General features: G+C 67.0%; 11 protein-coding genes. 3 read left to right on the top strand and 8 right to left on the bottom strand.

The annotated features are described in order from the left end of the window. Positions 1-319: 319 nt before the first annotated feature. Both LQF10_RS01840 and LQF10_RS01835 read left to right on the top strand, forming a co-directional pair. A complete protein-coding gene (locus LQF10_RS01840) occupies positions 320-5,146 on the top strand; it encodes an NAD-glutamate dehydrogenase (protein ID WP_231065807.1) in 4,827 nt (1,608 codons plus the stop codon). 32 nt (positions 5,147-5,178) lie between these two features. Further along, on the top strand, positions 5,179-5,649 hold the full coding sequence (locus LQF10_RS01835; RefSeq protein WP_231065806.1) for a hypothetical protein: 471 nt from the start codon (positions 5,179-5,181) through the stop codon (positions 5,647-5,649). Positions 5,650-5,721: 72 nt separating this feature from the next. On the opposite strand, the gene LQF10_RS01830 is transcribed toward LQF10_RS01835, so the two are convergent. Then, the gene (locus LQF10_RS01830; protein WP_231065805.1) at positions 5,722-12,015 is read right to left on the bottom strand and encodes a DUF7507 domain-containing protein; all 6,294 of its coding nucleotides are present in this window, start codon (positions 12,013-12,015) and stop codon (positions 5,722-5,724) included. Positions 12,016-12,321: 306 nt separating this feature from the next. On the opposite strand from LQF10_RS01830, the gene LQF10_RS01825 reads away from it, so the two are divergent. Beyond that, complete coding sequence (locus tag LQF10_RS01825) at positions 12,322-12,561, top strand: DUF6458 family protein (protein ID WP_231065804.1); 240 nt, start codon at positions 12,322-12,324, stop codon at positions 12,559-12,561. A gap of 21 nt (positions 12,562-12,582) precedes the next feature. Here LQF10_RS01825 and LQF10_RS01820 read toward each other — a convergent pair whose 3' ends face one another. Genes LQF10_RS01820 through idi form a run of 7 tightly spaced genes read right to left on the bottom strand, consistent with a single transcriptional unit; the run spans position 12,583 to position 18,243 of the window. Next, the gene (locus LQF10_RS01820; protein WP_231065803.1) at positions 12,583-13,488 is read right to left on the bottom strand and encodes a prenyltransferase; all 906 of its coding nucleotides are present in this window, start codon (positions 13,486-13,488) and stop codon (positions 12,583-12,585) included. Beyond that, positions 13,485-13,814: a lycopene cyclase domain-containing protein gene (locus tag LQF10_RS01815; RefSeq protein WP_231065802.1), complete on the bottom strand. Its 330-nt coding sequence runs from the start codon at positions 13,812-13,814 to the stop codon at positions 13,485-13,487. Before LQF10_RS01815 ends, LQF10_RS01820 begins: the two co-directional genes overlap by 4 nt. After that, on the bottom strand, positions 13,811-14,164 hold the full coding sequence (locus LQF10_RS01810) for a lycopene cyclase domain-containing protein (RefSeq protein ID WP_231065801.1): 354 nt from the start codon (positions 14,162-14,164) through the stop codon (positions 13,811-13,813). The genes LQF10_RS01815 and LQF10_RS01810 overlap by 4 nt, the downstream gene beginning before the upstream one ends. After that, positions 14,161-15,810: a phytoene desaturase family protein gene (gene crtI / locus LQF10_RS01805; RefSeq protein WP_435531425.1), complete on the bottom strand. Its 1,650-nt coding sequence runs from the start codon at positions 15,808-15,810 to the stop codon at positions 14,161-14,163. Before crtI ends, LQF10_RS01810 begins: the two co-directional genes overlap by 4 nt. Continuing rightward, positions 15,807-16,658 carry a phytoene/squalene synthase family protein gene (locus LQF10_RS01800; protein ID WP_231065799.1) on the bottom strand — a complete coding sequence of 284 codons (852 nt, stop codon included), beginning with the start codon at positions 16,656-16,658 and terminating at the stop codon, positions 15,807-15,809. The genes crtI and LQF10_RS01800 overlap by 4 nt, the downstream gene beginning before the upstream one ends. After that, the gene (locus LQF10_RS01795) at positions 16,655-17,698 is read right to left on the bottom strand and encodes a polyprenyl synthetase family protein (RefSeq protein WP_231065798.1); all 1,044 of its coding nucleotides are present in this window, start codon (positions 17,696-17,698) and stop codon (positions 16,655-16,657) included. Before LQF10_RS01795 ends, LQF10_RS01800 begins: the two co-directional genes overlap by 4 nt. Beyond that, positions 17,695-18,243 carry an isopentenyl-diphosphate Delta-isomerase gene (gene idi / locus LQF10_RS01790; protein WP_231065797.1) on the bottom strand — a complete coding sequence of 183 codons (549 nt, stop codon included), beginning with the start codon at positions 18,241-18,243 and terminating at the stop codon, positions 17,695-17,697. The genes LQF10_RS01795 and idi overlap by 4 nt, the downstream gene beginning before the upstream one ends. Positions 18,244-18,297 lie beyond the last annotated feature (54 nt).

Genomic DNA, 18,297 nt, shown 5'->3' with positions numbered 1-18,297 from the left:
CTGCCCCGGATGATGGGCCACTGGCCCACTCCGGCAGATCGAGAGGTGCCACAGTCGTTTCTAGCAGCGTTGCGATAGCTTGCCCTGCTCCTGTGCAGATCTCCATGGGTGAGATTTCAGGTCGCCAGAGGGTGAGGAGGGTGAGAAGGGGGGTGAGACGTGGCCTCCAGGAGACCCTCGCGGGAGCGGCGCATGGAGGGTGGCAGTTCAGGGAGTCGCACGCATCGCCGCGATCGGCCCCGGCCTGCCGTCGGTGCTGGATACACTGCGCTGGTACAGCGACGTACGCCGGATAGACAGCCCGAGCGGATGATGAGGTATGGACTCCATGAAGCTCTCTGATCGGCTTCCTGACCGCGACCAGGTGATGGCCCGAATCATCGAGACCGCCGGCGAGGGGGACACCTGGCTGGTCGAGCGGCTCCTGGAGCACGTCGCAACCGAGGATCTGGCCGAACGATCGCCGGCCGAGGCAGTCGGCATCGTCCGCGCGATGCGCGCCCTCGCCGAACGCCGAGCCCCCAAGCAGACACTGGTGCAGGTCAGCGCCCCGGAAGGGACCACCACGGCATGGTCAGCTGCACACACCCTCGTCCAGGTGTGCACCGATGACATGCCCTTCTTGGTCGACTCGGTGACGGCGGCCCTCTCCACGGGGGGACACCTCGTCGATCTCGTGGTGCACCCGACCGTCGCAGTACGCCGCGATGAGTCAGGCACCCTCACCCAGGTGCGTGAGGAACGCCCGCCCACCACTGCCGGCACGGTGGAATCCTGGATGCTGTTCGCCGTCGAGCGGATGTCTGAGCAACGGCGCGCCGAGCTGACCGAGCGCCTGGAGGGCGTGCTCAGGGATGTGCGCAACGCCGTCAGCGACTGGGCCGCCATGCGGCTGCGGTGCGAGGAGATCGCGCGCGAGATGCAGGCGGGCGCGCCGCCCACTGTGGACCCGGCGGATGTGGAGCCCACCGAGAACTTCCTCACCTGGCTGGCCCGGGACCATTTCACGTTCCTCGGCTACCGCGAGTACGAACTTCAAGAACGCGACGGGGAGGACGTGCTGAGCCCCATCGAGGGAACCGGTCTGGGCATCCTGCATGACGCCCCCGAGGGCCCCGGCATCTACGCCCGCCTGCGGCCCGAGGCCCGGATCAGCGCGCGCACCCCCCGATTGCTCACCATCACCAAGGCGAACTCCCGGGCGACCGTGCACCGCCCCGTCTACCTGGACTACATCGGAGTCCGCACATTCGACCCGGACGGGAACGTCACGGGTGAACGGCGCATCCTCGGCATGTTCACCTCCGCCGCTTACGCCGAGTCCGTCCTTCGCCTCCCGATCGTGGCAGAGAAGGTCCGCGGCGTCCTGGAACGCAGCGGCTTCTCCTCGCACAGTCACTCCGGGAAGGATCTCCTGCAGATCCTCGAGGCGTACCCACGCGATGAACTCTTCCAGAGCGATGCCGATCAGCTCTGGGAAGTGGCCGAGCAGGTCATGCACCTGGAACAACGGCGCCGAGCGAAGCTGTTCCTGCGCCGGGACGAGTTCGGCCGGTTCGTCTCGGTGCTGGTGTACCTGCCGCGGGACCGGTACAACACCACGGTGCGGCTCCGCCTGGCTGAGCTCCTGCGGGAATCGTTTGGCGCCGAGCAGGTGGACTTCACCACCCGGGTGAGCGACTCACCCCTCGCCCAGTTACATGCGGTGGTGCGGATGCCACGCGGCGTCTCGATCCCGGACGTGACCGAGGCCGAACTGCAACCACCGCTGATCGCCGCCACCCGCACCTGGGAGGAGGACCTCCTCGATGCCTTACACGGGCAGGACCACGAAGAACAGGTCGTTGCCTTCGTTCGGGGTTTCCCGGAGGCCTACAAGGAGGATGTTGACGCAGCGGGGGCTGTCGCTGATCTCGCTCAGCTCGTGAGCGTGGAAGGCAACCAGACCCGCGTGCGACTGTACGAGCCCGGTCCGGACTCGCCGGTGCATCGCCGCATCAAGGTCTACCGTGCTCAACCGATCGTGCTCACCGATATCCTCCCTGCCTTCACCGACCTCGGTGTGGACGTGGTGGATGAGCGCCCGTACCGGATCACCGACGACGGCGGAACGGTCCGCTATGTCTACGACTTCGGTCTGCGGGTGCATGAGGGCAGCGAATGGCCCGAGGGCACGGAACTGGCGCGTGGTTTCGAGGACGCGTTCCTCGCCGTACGGGATGGGCGGTCGGAGTCTGACTCCCTCGGTGCACTCGTGCTGCGGGCGGGGTTGAGTTGGCGGCAGGTGATCATCCTGCGCACCATTGCGCGCTACGTGCGCCAGGTCGGTTCGACGTTCAGTGTGGAGTACCTCGAGGACGCGCTGGTGGCGAATCCGCGCACGGCCGCATCTCTGGTGGCGCTGTTCGAGGCGAGGTTCGACCCGGATCGATACCCGGGCGATCAGGGCGAGGAGCGGGAGCAGGCCCAACTGCAGATCCTCGCCGAGATCGATGCCGCCCTGGAGCAGATCACCAGCCTCGACTACGACCGCATCGTGCGCACCTTCACCGGCGTGATCCGAGCGACGTTGCGCACCAACTACTACCTCACCGATGAAGACGGCGGTGCCCGTGAGCAGGTCAGCCTGAAGCTCGAGTGCCGGAGCGTGCCGGGTATCCCGGCCCCGGTACCGATGGCCGAGATCTGGGTGTACTCCCCTCGCGTGGAGGGCGTGCACCTCCGGTTCGGGTACGTGGCCCGCGGCGGGTTGCGGTGGAGTGATCGACGAGAGGACTTCCGTACCGAGGTGCTCGGTCTGGTGAAGGCTCAGATGGTGAAGAACGCGGTGATCGTGCCCACCGGATCCAAGGGCGGCTTCGTCGCCAAGCGGCTGCCCGATCCGGCCGTGGATCGAGACGCCTGGTTGGCTGAGGGCCAGGCCGCGTACCGGCTCTTCATCCACGGGATGCTTGACATCACCGACAACCGCGAGACCGGGAGCGTGCGTCCGCCGGATCAGGTGGTCCGCCACGACGGTGACGACCCGTATCTCGTGGTGGCCGCCGATAAGGGCACGGCCACGTTCAGCGACATCGCGAACGGGATCTCGGCCGAGCACGACTTCTGGCTGGATGATGCCTTCGCCTCTGGTGGCAGTGCGGGCTATGACCACAAGGCGATGGGCATCACCGCCCGTGGCGCGTGGGAGTCCACGAAGCGCCACTTCGCCGAGATGGGGCGCAATTCCCAGGCCGAGGACTTCACCTGCGTGGGGATCGGCGATATGAGTGGAGACGTATTCGGCAACGGGATGCTGCTCTCGGAGCACATCCGGCTGGTGGCGGCCTTCGATCACCGGCATGTTTTCCTCGACCCGAGCCCCGATGCTGCCGCGTCCTACGCGGAGCGGCGCCGGCTCTTCGATCTGCCCCGGTCGACCTGGGCAGACTACGACTCCGCCTGGATCAGCGAGGGCGGTGGCGTCTACCCGCGGACCGCGAAGTCGATCGAGATCACGCCGCAGGTGCGTGAAGCGCTCGGCCTGGGTGAGGAGATCACCTCGCTCACTCCGGCCGAACTGATCCGGTCGGCTCTCCTGGCGCCGGTGGACCTGTTGTTCAACGGCGGGATCGGCACCTACATCAAGGCCAGCAGCGAGTCCCACAACGAGATCGGCGACCGCGCGAATGATGCCATCCGCGTGGACGGATCCGAGCTGCGCTGCGAGGTGTTCGTCGAGGGCGGGAACCTCGGTGCCAGTCAGCTGGGTCGGATCGAGGCGGCCACCCACGGGGTGCGGATCAACACCGATGCAATCGACAACTCTGCCGGGGTGGCCACCTCCGACCGTGAGGTGAATATCAAGATCTTGCTGACGGCCCTGGTGAAAGAGGGCGTGCTCGATCTCGATTCCCGCAATGAGTTGCTCGCCTCGATGACCGAGGAGGTGGCCGCGCAGGTCCTGCGGGACAACTACGTGCAGAACGTGCTGCTCGGCAACAGCCGCGATCAGGCGCACGCCATGCTCACCGTGCACCAGCGGTTGATCCATTGGCTGGAGGAGCGTGGCGAGCTGGACCGCACCTTGGAGTTCCTGCCCAGCGACACCGAGATCGCCGAACGGGACGCTGCTGGGACGGGCCTGACCCGGCCGGAGTTCGCGGTGCTTGTTGCCTACGCCAAACTCGCGCTGAAGGCAGACCTGGCTACCACCGACCTGCCGGACGGCGCCTGGTTCTCCCGCACGCTCAGCGCCTACTTCCCCGAGCCGCTACGTGCGCGCTACGGCGATGCCATCAACGAGCACCCACTGCGGCGGGAGATCATCGTCAACGATGTGGTGAACTCGATGGTGAATCGCGGCGGGATCACCTTCGCGTTCCGCGCCACCGACGAGACCGGTGCCACCAGCGAGCAGGTGGCGCGCGCATTCGTGGCCTGCCGGGAGATCTTCGACCTCGAGTCTTATGTGGCCGAGGTGGAACAGCTCGACCTCCAGGTGCCCACGGACGTGCAGACGCGGATGTACATCGACTTCCGCCGGCTGCTCGATCGCAGCTCGCGGTGGATGGTGCTGCGTCGGCCAGACGCGGTGGACGTGGCAGAAGAGGTGGACCGGTTCGCAGCGCCAGTACAGAGCCTGATGGGGCGCCTCCCCCAGCTCATGAGCGGCCCCGCCCAGCGACGGTGCGCCGATCTGGCTGCCGAACTGGTGGAGGCGGGAGTGGGGGAAGACCTGGCCGCACGCACCTCCACCCTGCTGCCCGCACTCGCGCTCCTGGACGTGGTGGAGATCGCGAACGAGACCGGGGAGGACCTGGAAGCCGTCGCAGCGCTGTACTTCGCGCTCTCCGCGCGGTTCCACGTCTCGGCATTGTTGGACCGGATCGCCGCGCTCCCGTTGGACGATCGGTGGGGAGCCCTAGCGCGTGCGGCGGTCCGCGACGACCTCACCGGTGCGCTGCGGGACCTGACCCGCACCGTGCAGAAGACCACGCCGGCCGAGGAGTCGCCCGAGCGGAGAGTGCAGGTGTGGGCCGGGCAGGCAGGCGCAGCACTGGACCGGGCCGAGCAGGCGCTACCTGAGGTTGCCGGGCTGCGTGGCGCGGGCCTCGCACCGCTCTCCGTGGCCGTGCGGGCCTTGCGCTCCCTCGTCCAGGCATGATCGGCTGAGACCAACAGGGTGGGAGGGATGTCATGGGCGCCACGAAGCAGGTGCTTCGCCGCCTCGCTGACGGCCCCCTTTCGCTGGCCACTGATGGGATCGACACCATCACCGGGCGGATGCCTGTCCTGTTCGTCGGATGCCCAGGGCCAGTCCTCGACCCGTTTGCCGACGCTCTCCACCTGGCCGCCGCTGAACGATACGACCCGGGCAACCCGCCGTTGTTTGCCCGGACCGTCGCGCCGCGGTTCCGGGTACTTCCGGCACCCCAGCGGCAGCCTGGTTTGCAGCTACACCACGCCAAACGTGGCACTGTCCGGGTCTGGACCACCGACGAACGAGTGAGTGAGGAGGCCTTGCAGAAGGGCCAAGCATTGCTCGTGCTGCATGCGCTCCCCGATGCCGAGGGCAGCGACAGCGCCAACGGGATGAACACCGTCGTGTGGGCCGCATCGCTGCCGGTACGCGTCGGCTGGATCGACGTGCTCAACGACCAGCACTGATCGCTCAACGCCCACGTCCTGCTTGCCTGGCCCGGGGGGTGTGGCGAGGCAAGCAGGACGTGTGGGGGTTGGTTACGCCGCTGTGGTGCGGCGGCGGTAGTGCATCAGGATGCCACCGGCGATCAGGAGCAGCAGGGCCGCGGCCAGTGCGGTCTGGGTGATCGGTGTACCGGTCTGCGGCAGCGGCGGGGGCACCTCTTCTGGCCATTCCGGCACTGCGCAGGTTGATGCCTCGGCACTGAGATCGTTGTGATCCAGGCCGGCGGTGTTGCTGAATCCGCCACGCTCGGTTGAGCCGGGAGCGGGGCATTCCAGCGTGGACTCATCCGCTGCATCGGTGTCCAGGTGGGCATCGATGCTGACCCGGTAGGTGTGGGTTTGTCCCACGGCCAGGTCCACATCGGTCGCGATGGTGTTCTCCACCGCACCGGTGCCCCCTGTTCCGGTCCACGTCTGCGCGGGGGTGACACCTTCGGGGGCGTCGGTGATGGTCGCATCGAGCACGTCGATCCCGGCGCCGTAGCGGAGCTGATCGGTCAACGTGTACGAACCATTCGCTGCACCGTCATTGACGACCGTGATGAGGTAGTTCACCGTCCACCGGCCATCCGCACCTGCGACAGGGTCACCGTCCATGGTCTTGGTGATCGTCGTGGAGGGCACGTATCCGCAATCGGTATCCACGATCGTGCCGCCAGACTCATTGGTCAGCGTGGCTGCGTTGTTCAGCCCCTGCTCGGTGAAGTTCCCACCCGCTGGTGTGGTGCACGCCGGTGAACCGGTGCCATCGGCGGCGACATCAGCCTCCTCGAAGGACAGCGGAACATTCGCCACCACCGTCACGGTATAGACATGCGGGGCGTAGCCGTCCTCATCCAGGCCGATGATCTCGATACCGGTCGCGATGACCTGGTCACCAGCACCATCGAAACCGTCATTGACCGTGATGCCCGCAGGCCCGGTCACCGAGACGGTGTCCACCGTGATCTGCGGCGCGAACAACAACTCGTCCTCGAGATCGTAGGTGGTCGCCTCGTTGCCGGTGTTGGCCACGGTGAGGTCATAGACGACCTCCCACTGACCATCACCGACCGGGACGGCCGAGACGAGCTCCTTATCGAGAGTCGGATCGCCGGGCACCAAGCACTCCACAGCGCTGTCCTGGAGACCATTCCAGTCCACGGTCGCGGTATTGCCCAGCGTGCCCGGCTCCGGCTCCCCACCGGCGATGGTGCAGGCCCTACCGGCGGGCACGTCGACCGTGGTCAGGTCCGCGGCGTAGCGCACGGTCACCATGTAGGTGTGCACCACAGGCACGTCATCCGTCGCACCAGCGATGGGCTGGTCCGTCACGATCCGCGTCTGGTCCACGCCATCGAAGGCGTCGTTGAACGCGACCGCGTCCTCGACATCAGAGGCCACGTCCTCGATACCGACCACGCTCACGCCCTCGCCCGGTGCCAACTCATCATCCAGGTCATACACGCCCGCGCCGGCACCGGTGTTGGTGACGGTGAGCTCATAGGTCGCGTCATACACACCCGGCTCCCCATCAACAGGTGTCACCGCACCCGAGAGCGACTTCGCAATATCGATCAGCGGCGGCGGCACACACGCGACCGCAACCTGGTCCTCACCGTTATGAGTCAACTCAGCAGTGTTGGCGAAACCACCCGGCTCGTTCGATCCCGGCTCCGGGCATTCCAGATCACCCGGGGTGACAACATCGCGATCCATCGAGGCGACGACCCGCACGCGGAAGACGTGCTGCTCGTCGACCTCGAGCGACTGACCCGCCACGATCACGTTCTCCGCAGCACCTTCAGCGCCTTGACCACTCCAGCCCGCGTTCGGCTCCACACCCTCGGGACCGCTGACGATCGAGGCGGACTCCACCTCGATCCCCGCGCCGTAGCGCAGCCGGTCACTCAGGTCGTAGTCGCCAGCCACCGGGCCGGCGTTGGTGGCCGTGACGTCGTACTCGATGGTCCACGTCCCGTCACCATTCTCCACAGGGCTGCCCTCAACGAGCTCCTTGTCCAGCTCGATGACCGTGACGGTGGGGCACACCTCGTCCTCGCTCACGATGCCGTTGCTGGTCAGCGTGGTCGAGTTCGCCAGGCCGCCCGCTTCGCCCGAGCCCGCCGCAGCGCACTCCAGGTTGACCAGATCAATGGTGGCCTCCTCCATCTGGACGGTGACCTCCACCTGGTAGGTGTGCATGCCACCCACATCCAGCGTGACATCACTGGCGACCAAGTTCTCCGGGTCGGAGTCTTCCGCGCCCAGACCGGTCCAGGAGCCGTTGATCTGCACACCATCAGGTGCAGTGACGATGCCCTTGTCGACGATCTCGATGTCTGCGCCGTAGTGGAGACGGTCGGTCACGTCGTAGTCCGCAGCGGCACCACCGAGATGGGTTGCGACGATGTCGTACACGACGGTCCACGTGCCATCACCGTTGGGCGTGGGCCCAGAGGAGACAGTCTTCTCGACCGAGACGACACCGGGAGTGACGCAGACAGAGTCGTCTGCGGTGAGGTCGTTGTGCTCGATCTCGGCCGTGTTCGTCAGCCCATCACCCTCGGTGGGAATGGCCTGGCAGTCCGTGATGACGGGGGCACCTTCAGTACCTTCCGCGAGCCCGATGACCACCTCGACCTCGTAGGTGTGCGTGGCGCCAGCGGCGATCAGCACATCCGTAGCGATGACGTTCTCCGCTGCGCCGTCATCGCCGAGGCCCGTCCACGTCGCAGACGGGGTCACACCCTCAGGAGCCGAGGTGATCGAACTGGTGATGACCTCCAGGTCACCCGAAGCGCTCATCTGATCAGAGATGTCATAGACACCCTCGCCTGCACCAGCGTTGGTCGCGACCACCTCGTAGAGCACGGTCCAGGTGCCATCACCGTTCGGCGTGGGACCGTCCGCGATCGACTTGGAGACATCCACCGACGGCGGTGGGCCGCAAGCCTCGTCGATCTCGACCTCTCCATCGGACTTGGTCAACTCGGAAACGTTGTTGAACCCCGAGTCCGTGTCACCACCCAGGCACTGGGTATCCGCCACCGGGTCGAACTGCAACGGCACATCCGCCACCACAGTCAACTCGTAGATGTGCGACGCGTAACCATCGTCATCGTTGCCCAGCAGCGGCACACCCGTGGCCACCGCCAGGTTGCCCTGACCATCCCACGCCGGATCAGCCAACGTCACACCCTCAGGTGCGTCAGTGACCTCCGCCGAGGCAATGCTCACCTGGTCAGTGAAGTGCAACTCATCCACCAGCGAGTACGACGTCGACGCCGTCGAAGCATTCGACACCTCAAGCGCATACACGATCTCCCACTGACCCTCACCAATCGGCGAAGCCGACACCAGGGACTTCGTATGCGTCGGGTCGCCCTCGACCTCTACACCAGCCGGATCACAATTGATCGTCGGCGGGACCTCGGAGTCACCCGGGATATCCGCAGTCGCGCAGGCCGTGTTGACCACGCCATCACCCGTGGAGGCATCGGCGATGATCTCGAACTCATGCGTTTCCGTATCCCCCGGCGCGAGTTCGTCGATGACGAACCCACCCAGATCGGGCTGCTGATCATCGGTCACGGTCACGCCCGTGAGCGTGCCCTGACCGGTGTTCTCCACCACGATCCGGTAACGGATCGTGTCACCAACGAAGAAACTCGGATAGTCCTCCACCGTGTTCGCATCACGCCACTCACCCTCAGCATCCTGCACATACTTCTTCAGCGATGCCGAGTAGTAATTCGCAATCGTGATCGGCGCCGACGTCCGCATCACCAACTCCGTGTGCCCATCCCGGGCCTGCGCACGGTTGACCAGCACATCACCACCCAGCACACCATCAGTGGCCACATTCACCGTGAACTGCTGCGTCCCACCCGGAACCAACTCCGGACCAATCACACGCACCGCAGTCGCATCAGCGGTGAACGTGGTCGACCACCCCACCGTGTTACCCGCAACCGACCCCGCAGAACCATTGGAGGCCTCAGCCGGATCATCACTCAACGTTCCCGGGTCCGCCGTCGTGTAATACACCGTCGCACCCGCGACCGCGTCCACACCCGTCAACCCATACGAACCCGAGAACTCGGTACCCCGCTCATCACCGTTGAAGGGAAGGATGTCGATCGTGTCCGTGTACTCCTGCGGCAACGGATCAAACGACCGCAACGTCACCGTCCACGAACCCTCACCCACACCATCACCATCAAGATTCGGAATGAACGCCGCATCCGCACTCTTACCAATCGTGGTGAAACCCGACGTCGAAACCGTCACCTGAGCGGTGGCCGGAGTGGAGGTCTCGCCCGCAACGGAGCTCGTCACGGTGTTCGCCAGTACCTCGCCTGGCTCAACCGATGCATCAGCGACGGCCTGATAGGTCAGCGGCACCTGCGTATTCGTAGGAACACCATCCAACGACCACGTCAGCACCTGCCGGCCCTCGGCGTCGGTCGTCATCGTCGGCTCGGGGGAGGCCGAGCCCGGAACATAGGTCATGCCGTCGGGGAGTGTGTCGATCAGCTCGAAGTCGTCCACCGTCTCCGGCACCGCACCGGCTCCGTTCGCCGAGTACGTCAGCGTGTACGTCGCTGGCTCCCCGGCACGCACCACCGATCGATCGGCGCTCTTCTCCACGGCAGGGGTCACACCGATGATCCGCACGATGTCGCGGCCGTTGCCGAGGAAGGGGTACCGGGCGTCCGGGGTGAGCGGGCCCGAGCCGCTATCGGCCGGGTCCATGCTTCGGCTGGGGTGCTGCCATGCGCCGTTGATGTAGGCCGCGCCCCACTGCCAGACGTCCTGCCCGATCGGGGTGTCGTCGTTGATCTCCTGGCGCACATTGAGGGTTGTGCGCGTGGCGCCGGTCATCGCCGAGTACGGGTAGGTCGCGCGGACTGCCTTGACGGCCGCGGGGTCCGCAGGCTCCGTTGTCGTCCAGCCGCCTGGGTCATCGCCACATTCGAACGCGTTCGGGTCGTACGACCCGCTGGTGGGGTCGACCAGCGCGTCGGCACCGACGTAGTACTCGAGGGTCGCCCCCGGTACCGGATCGCCTTCCCAGTTGAGCAGCAACGACGCGGACTCATAGGTCACGAATTGCGTGTCCATGACCACGCACTGTCCGAAGATCGCATCCGGATCCGCGGACGTCCACTGGCCAGCCACCACGGACTCGACCGCAGCACCGGGCGAGACCCGGAATTGGTCGCTCCACCACGACGGGGTTGTATAACCTGTGGCCTCCGGTCGCCAGGCGCTGCTCCAGCCACCGGTCACCCAGGTCCGGGCCGAACTGTTATTGGCCGGGTCGTCCTGAGCGGACCCGCCGAGGGGCGAGGTGTACGTCGGCGCATCCGACTCAAGCGTCATCGAGTTGTTGCCGGTGCCTGCGACGCGGAAGTGCACAGAACCGGAGGCGACCGCTGCCCGGTCCGCGGGCAGCGGCTGACCGGCCGAATCCGTCGTGGGGGCCTCGAGGGCGCTGTAGTCGATGCCACTGAGCGTCAGGGTGAAGACTCCAGGAGTCGCCGTCGGCGTCAACGTGCACGAATCGACGAAGGACGTCATTTGCTCCGCCGGATGATCGCCTCCGGACCACGGGTGACCGCTGGCCACGCCGCTGGTGAATGCAGAACATGCGGCAGGTGCAACAGAGACGGCAGCACCGTTGGCCGCACCCACGTCGAGGGTGTAGGTCACCGTGTCCGGTCCCGGGTCACTGCCGTCGTCGAGCGAAAGCGTCCACTGGAAGGACGCATCGACGTAGGTGTCGCCGTACGTCACGCCCGTGACGGCCGACTCCCAGCGGATATCCATGCCGAACTCGTTCACGATCTCGATCGGTGGCAGCTCCGCCGCCTGCCCGTCGATGGTCCCCGATGCGCTTAGCTGCGACCCGGTCTCGCCATCCGCTCGGATCGCAGTCTGGAGCACGTGAGCGGACCCTTGGTCCTGAGTGCCGAGGTTGCAGACCAGGGTTCGCCCGTCGTCGGAGATCGAGGACTCGGGAGTTCCACCCGTTACGCAGGAATCCGGCAGAGACGCGAAGGCACCGTTCTCCAGAGTGAGGGTGAAGTTCACGTTGTCGACGGGCTCATTCGAGGGTGCCGCAGCGTCATCGTTGACGTTGACCCGCCACTCCGCCGTGACCACGTCCCCACTGGCCACAGTCTCCGGCGTGTCCTGCGCCCAGCGCGCGGTGATCTCGTACACCGGCGCCGCCATCGCAGGAGACGCGACAACAAGAGTGGTCAACGCGACCAGGGCCGCCGTCACAAAGGCCACCGTGGTGCGGAGCACGTTGGCGCGTAGCGGAACAGGTGTACTCATTGGGAACTCCCCCGGGATTCTCGGAAAGCGCAAAGCACGCCTCAACCAGGAACATTGACAGAGCGCAACCACTGATTCCATCGATTCAGCGAACTTCACCCCCACTTCACCCCCGATTCACCCTGCCGCATCTAGTTCCTGTTCACGATCGTGGGATATGGCGATCCACCCTCCTCCGTCGGTCGATCACGGCGGGCTTCTCATGCGCGCGAGGATTGAGCGCGCTACCTAGCGGATGCGAGGAGGCCCTCGATCCGCAACGATGGTCTGAAATGGCGCCGAGAGGTGCCGGAGAGGATGGTCATCATGGGTATCGGAGGAGGAATCTTCCTGCTCGTCGTCGGCGCGATCATGGCATTCGGCGTGCGGGACAGCTTCGACGCGATCGACCTGACCGTGATCGGCTACATCTGCATGGGAGCCGGCGTACTCGCGCTCATCCTGGCGATCGTCGTGAACGCACAGCGCAACCGGACCGCGCACACCGCCACCGTGGAACACCGCGAGACCGGCCTTCCGCCCGAGGAACGCCGCCGGGAGCTGTGAGGCGCGCGGCCAACCTACCCCTCAGGGGCCAACCGCCGCAGTGAGCGGTCCCGGCGCCACCCACAGCAGGTACTGCGTCAGCAGGAATCCGATCACCGGGTTCAGCCACAGGAACCTTCGCCACCCTGCCGTCGCCCGCTCTGCCTCGCTCTCGGCCAGCCGCACGTACGGCATGGTCGAGAGCAGGTAGGGCACGGCAAGGACCGCCAGCGGCCACCACGGCCACCCGGCCACCACCAGCAGCGCCGCGGAGAGCAGGTACAGGGCGAGCGCGAAGCGCACGGTGACCGCTGCTCCCGCCCAGGTCGCGATCGAGGCGATCCTCCCGGCGCGGTCGGCGTTCACATCCTGCACGGCACCGAACGCGTGGGACGCCATCGACCAGGCGAAGAACGCCAGCAGCGTCATCATCGCCACCGCACTCACCGGCGCCCCACTCAGCGCCAGCCCGTAGACGGCAGGGCTGACGAAGTGCGTGGCCGACGTGACCGAGTCCAGCACGGGACGTTCCTTGAACCTCAGCCTGGGCGCGGAATACGCCACCACGGCGAACACGCTCACGGCGAGTACCGCCGTCGCGCTGGGCGAGCCGAGCAGGGCCAGCGCCAGCACGAACGGGACCGAACTCGCCACAGCGGCCACCACAGTGGTGCGGTGCAGCCGGCGGTCCAGGACCACCCCGTGCACGCCCCCCTTGCGGGGATTGTGCAGGTCGGACTCGTAGTCCCACACGTCGTTCAGGCCGTACATCAGCAGGTTGTACGGCACCAGGAAGAACAACGAGCCGATCAGCAGCCGCGCATCCATGCCGCCCCCGGCGAGCAGATACGCCGCCGCAAAAGGGTAGGCGGTGTTGATCCAGCTGATCGGGCGGGAGGAAGCGAGCACGTGCCGCCACGGCGACGGCGCAGCAGCAGTCGCGGTCATCGGCCGTCCTCCGTGGCCTCGCGGCGACTGCGTGCACCGGCCACTCGGCCCGTCACCACCCACAGCGCCGGCACGAGCAACGCCGCCACCAGCGGCCAGGCGAAGTCCTCGATCGGTGCCAGGCCGATCCACACCCCGGCCGTGTGCTCGGCGGCGTAGCCGAACAGATCGGCAGCGATCATCACATTGTCGAAGACGGCCGTCAGCGCCACGAGCACCAGCGCGAGCACGGCGACCCGGGCCCACGGCCCACGCCGCCGGTGCACCACTAGGGCGAACAGGCCGGCCGCGAGGAGCACCACGACGGCGAGGCTGAGGTAGGTCATGCCCGCCCCTGATCCAGATTGCGCCCAGGCTCCCCGGCGGCGATCCGCGAGCGCCCGAGCAGTCGGAAGACGATGAGTGCGAGATAGCAGAGGAAAGTGATGAAGACGAGTTCCTCGATCGGCAGTTCCGGGAGCACCTCCAGGCCGGTCATCGCCGCACTGCCGCCGCGGTGATAGAAGCCGGCACTGATGGCGACCACGTCCCACACCAGGAAGACGGCACCCGCTCCGATGACCGTGAACGCGGCCCGGCCCGGGGCGTGCCAGAACGCCAGGCGCCACCGGGCATCCATCACCAGCAGGCACACCAGCGGCACGAGCAGCGTGGCCAGGTAGATCCATCGGGTCATCGTGGGCCCATCATGGTGGCGCCCGTGCCCCGGACGCCACCGCCGGTGACCGGCTCGGGGAGCGGACCGGTGCTGGTATCCCCGCGCAGTCGCTTGATCACCAGCTCCGCACTGATCAGGCACATCGGCAGTCCGACACCGGGGATCGTGCCTGAGCCGGCGTAGTAGAGCCCCTCGACGCGCCGGGAGACGTTGCCAGCACGGAACATCGCGCTCTGGCGCAGCGTATGCGCCGGGCCGAGCATGCTGCCGCGCCACGCGTGCAGATCGGCCGCGAAGTCCCCCGGGCCGGCAGTGCGGCGGAGCACGATGCGCCCGGCGAGGTCCGGTACCTGAGCCCAGGAGGCGATCTGGTCGATGGTGCGGTCCACCAGTTGCTCCACGGCGGGTGAACCGCCCCCGGACAGCCCGCCACGACCGAGTTCCGGGTCGGCGCCCACCGGGATCAGGACGAACAGGTTCTCGTGTCCGGGAGGCGCGACACCGGGGTCTGAGGCCGAGGGCCGGCACACGTACACCGAGGGCTGATCAGGCACGCGCCCGGCGTGGATCGCCCCGAAGGTGGCGTCCCAGTCCTCGGAGAAGAACAGTGAGTGGTGCGCCAGCTCCGGGAGCTCGCCACGGACCCCGAGGTACGCAAGCACCCCACCCGGCCCCGGATCGCGATGCGCCCACCACCGCTCCGGATAGGTCTGCAGTTCTTCGGGCAGCAGTCGGGTCTCCAGGTGATGCAGGTCCCCAGCTCCCACCACCACATCGGCCTCTTGATGGCGGCGCAATCCGCGGGAGACGTACTTCACGCCGGTCACCCGTGCTCGGCGACGAGTGCGACGCGGGCCTGGCATCGTCGTCACCGCCGTAACCTCGCACCCCGTGTGCAGGTGCACGCCGTGGTCGGCGGCCATCTCGGCGATCGCCTCGATCAGGGCAGTGAATCCGCCCATCGGATACTGCACCCCGCCGGTCATATCCAGCGCGCTCATCAGGTGGTACATGCTGGGCGCACGCTTCGGACTCGTGCCCAGGAACACGGCGGGGTAGCCGAGCAGCTGGCGCAGGCCGTTGTCCCGGAAGCGCGCGGCCACCATCGTCTGCAGCGACCTCAACAGCAGCGGTGCCAGACGGTGGGACTGGCGGAGAACATCGGGTGTGAGCAACGCCGTCGGATGGGCAAAGGTGGAGTAGAGGAAGCGGCGCCGGGCCATCGCCTCGGTGCGCGCCGCCGAGACCAGGTGGCGCCGAAGCCGCTGCCCGGCTCCCGGTTCCCGCGCCTCGAACATCGCAACGTTCCGTTCGAGATCGGCCGACACCTGCATCGGCTCCGCCTCACCCTCGAGGAACACCCGATAGGCGGGGTCGAGCGTGTGCAGGTCCAGCACGTCCTGCACGTCTCGACCGAGCAGCGCAAAGAAGTGCGCGAATACCTCCGGCATCAGGTACCAGGAGGGCCCGGTGTCGAACCGGAAACCCTCCGCCGCCCAGGATCCGGCGCGCCCGCCGAACTCGGCGTGCCGTTCCATCACATGGACCTCGTGTCCATCCGCGGCCAGCAGGCACGCAGTGGCCAGGCCCGCGATACCGCCACCGATCACGACGGCGGTACGCCGCTGCCCTGCATCGGTGCCAGTGGATGCCACGCCACTCATCTGCGGCGCCCCATCGCCGTCAGGACGATCCTGGCCTTGACCGCATCCGGCACCCGAACGCGCACCTGCCCGATCTCGGCGCCCGGGGTGCGGCGCAGCCTCCGGGAGAGCTCGGCGAAGAATCCGTGCGCTGCGTAGACCGCTCGGCGGCTCCGGGTGGGCAGTTCGGCGATCGCGAGTTGAGCGGCGGCCAGATCCGCGTCGATGTCATCCAGGAGAGCATCACGCTGGGCATCGGTGAGCCGGCCCGGGTCCACTCCGGGGAAGTAGCTGCGCCCCAGGGTGTCCCGGTCCTGTGCCAGGTCACGCAGGAAGTTCACCTTCTGAAACGCGGCGCCAAGCCGCGCGGCACCGTGAGCCAGGCGTTGATACGCGCCGGCATCACAATCGGTGAACACCTTCAGGCACATGAGTCCGACCACCTCAGCGGAACCGTGGACGTACGTGTCCAAACCGTCCTGGTTGTGGCGCGTGGTGTGCAGGTCAGTGCGCATGGAGTCGAAGAACGGCTGCACGAGCGAGGTATCGATACCGTAGCGGCGTGCCGTGGCAGCGAAGGCGTGCACCACGAGGTTGGCACTGCGGCCGGTGCGCAACGCCATGTGCACGTCCCGTTCCAGGCAGTCCAGCAGTTCGGAGCGGGCGGGAACCGGCAACCCGGGATCGGGATCGTCCACGAGTTCATCGGCGATCCGCACCAGCGCATAGATCGTGCGCACATGGGTGCGGTCCGGTTCCCCGAGGAGCGCGGTGGCCCACCCGAAGGAGGTGGAGTACGCGCGGATCACTGCACCTGCGCTGGCGTGAGCCACGCTGTCGTACTGCGGGCTGGTGGTACTGGTCTTCACGCTGCGTCCTCTGTACGCCAGGCGAGATCGTGCGCGAGCCACGCCGCACCCAGTAGCTCCGTACCACCGGCGCCAAGCTCGAGGGCCCGCTCACGAGCCGAGCGCTCGTGCTCGGCGGCCAGGCCCTCCACTTCCGCACGCGCACCACACTCAGTGAGCAGGCGCCGCACCGTGGCCAATCCCTGCTCGTCCACCTGCGGATCGCCGACGTGCACCCGCAGTGCCTCCCACGCCTGCGTGCGGGCCGCATGCGCGAGCAGCACCGTGCGCTTACCCTCCCGCAGATCGGAGAGCGGGCTCTTGCCAGTGCTTCCCTCGTCCCCGAACATGCCGCCGAGGTCATCGCGGAGCTGATAGGCAACTCCGAGCAGACGGCCGATCTCGCCCACCTGCTCGACCACCTCGGGCAGTGCGCCGGCGAGCACAGCCCCCGCCCGCAGCGGCAGCGAGAACGAGTAGGCCGCCGTCTTCAGCTCATCCATGCGCAAGATCTCGGGAATCTCGGCCGCCTGCCCGAGGCTGTAGCGCACATCGGCCAGCTCACCGGCGGCACTGTCCAGGAGGGCCTCGTCCATGAGGACCATGAGTCGGTCCACGGTGGCAAGGTCGCCGCCGCAACCCGCCACGAGCCGCACGGCGCCGGCGAGTGCCAGATCGCCGGCGATGATCCCGGCAGCATCGCCGTAACGCCTGGCCCGCCCCTGCGCAATCCCCTCGCGGACGGCAGCAGCCATGAACGTTCCCGCCACATTCGGGCGACCGCGACGCACCAGATCACCGTCGATCACGTCATCGTGCACCACGAACGCCGTATGCAAGAGCTCGACCGCCGCACCTACGAAGGCCACCCGATCTGACGGTGCGCCACCGCACGCACCAGCGCCCGCCTCCACCAATCGTGGCCGGAGCCGCTTGCCGCCTGTACACGCGGCCCGCAACGCCGCCCACAGATCTGCCGCGCCCCGCTCGGCCATCGCGGCCGCCCGGGCGGCGAAGAACGCGTCAAGCCGAGCCTGTACTGAGGCGCTCACATCGCTCATGTCGCCCACGCCAACCCTGCAGTGCGCTGCGCGGCCAGGAGAGGCGCCTGGGCTGCCATCCACGGGCTCACTGCCCACGGCGCGTGCCGGGCCAGGGCCAGCGCATCCGACCACGGCACCCAACGCCACGCCATCACCTCGTCCGGGTGAGGCACCGGGTCTACGTCGAGGCGCGTCGCGTACACCGGGCAATACTCGTTCTCCACCACACCGGAATCGTCCACAGCGCGATAGCGGAAGTCGCCGAGCACCTCGTGCACGGGACCCACTGTGACCCCCAGCTCCTCAGCGCCACGGCGCTGCACCGCGCGATGGAAATCCTCACCGGGGCGAGGGTGACCGCACCAGGAGTTCGTCCATACCCCTGGCCAGGCCCGCTTGGTCAGGGCACGGCGAGTGAGCAGTACGCGACCTTCTGCGTCGAACGCATAGCAGGAGAAGGCCAGGTGCAGCGGGGTGGTCTCGTGATGGACGTCCCTGCGCAGTGCAGTGCCCGATGCGTGGCCGTCCTCATCGAGCAGGACCACGTGGTCGCCCGTCTCCATGGACACTCCCTTCGATTGCTAGATAATCTAACAATAAGCGCGCTGAGTGAAAAG

This window comes from Ruania halotolerans, assembly GCF_021049285.1.
GTDB lineage: Bacteria > Actinomycetota > Actinomycetes > Actinomycetales > Beutenbergiaceae > Ruania > Ruania halotolerans.
The sequence above is the reverse complement of the archived record's forward strand: the minus strand, read 5'-3'. Positions and strand labels throughout refer to the sequence as shown.

Bases quoted from the DNA above. Each gene is read 5' to 3' on its own strand.
- LQF10_RS01830 (WP_231065805.1), bottom strand. From the start codon at position 12,015: ATGAGTACACCTGTTCCGCTACGCGCCAACGTGCTCCGCACCACGGTG.
- LQF10_RS01840 (WP_231065807.1), top strand. From the start codon at position 320: ATGGACTCCATGAAGCTCTCTGATCGGCTTCCTGACCGCGACCAGGTG.
- LQF10_RS01815 (WP_231065802.1), bottom strand. From the start codon at position 13,814: ATGACCTACCTCAGCCTCGCCGTCGTGGTGCTCCTCGCGGCCGGCCTG.
- idi (WP_231065797.1), bottom strand. From the start codon at position 18,243: ATGGAGACGGGCGACCACGTGGTCCTGCTCGATGAGGACGGCCACGCA.
- crtI (WP_435531425.1), bottom strand. From the start codon at position 15,810: ATGAGTGGCGTGGCATCCACTGGCACCGATGCAGGGCAGCGGCGTACC.
- LQF10_RS01810 (WP_231065801.1), bottom strand. From the start codon at position 14,164: ATGACCCGATGGATCTACCTGGCCACGCTGCTCGTGCCGCTGGTGTGC.
- LQF10_RS01820 (WP_231065803.1), bottom strand. From the start codon at position 13,488: ATGACCGCGACTGCTGCTGCGCCGTCGCCGTGGCGGCACGTGCTCGCT.
- LQF10_RS01835 (WP_231065806.1), top strand. From the start codon at position 5,179: ATGGGCGCCACGAAGCAGGTGCTTCGCCGCCTCGCTGACGGCCCCCTT.
- LQF10_RS01795 (WP_231065798.1), bottom strand. From the start codon at position 17,698: ATGAGCGATGTGAGCGCCTCAGTACAGGCTCGGCTTGACGCGTTCTTC.
- LQF10_RS01825 (WP_231065804.1), top strand. From the start codon at position 12,322: ATGGGTATCGGAGGAGGAATCTTCCTGCTCGTCGTCGGCGCGATCATG.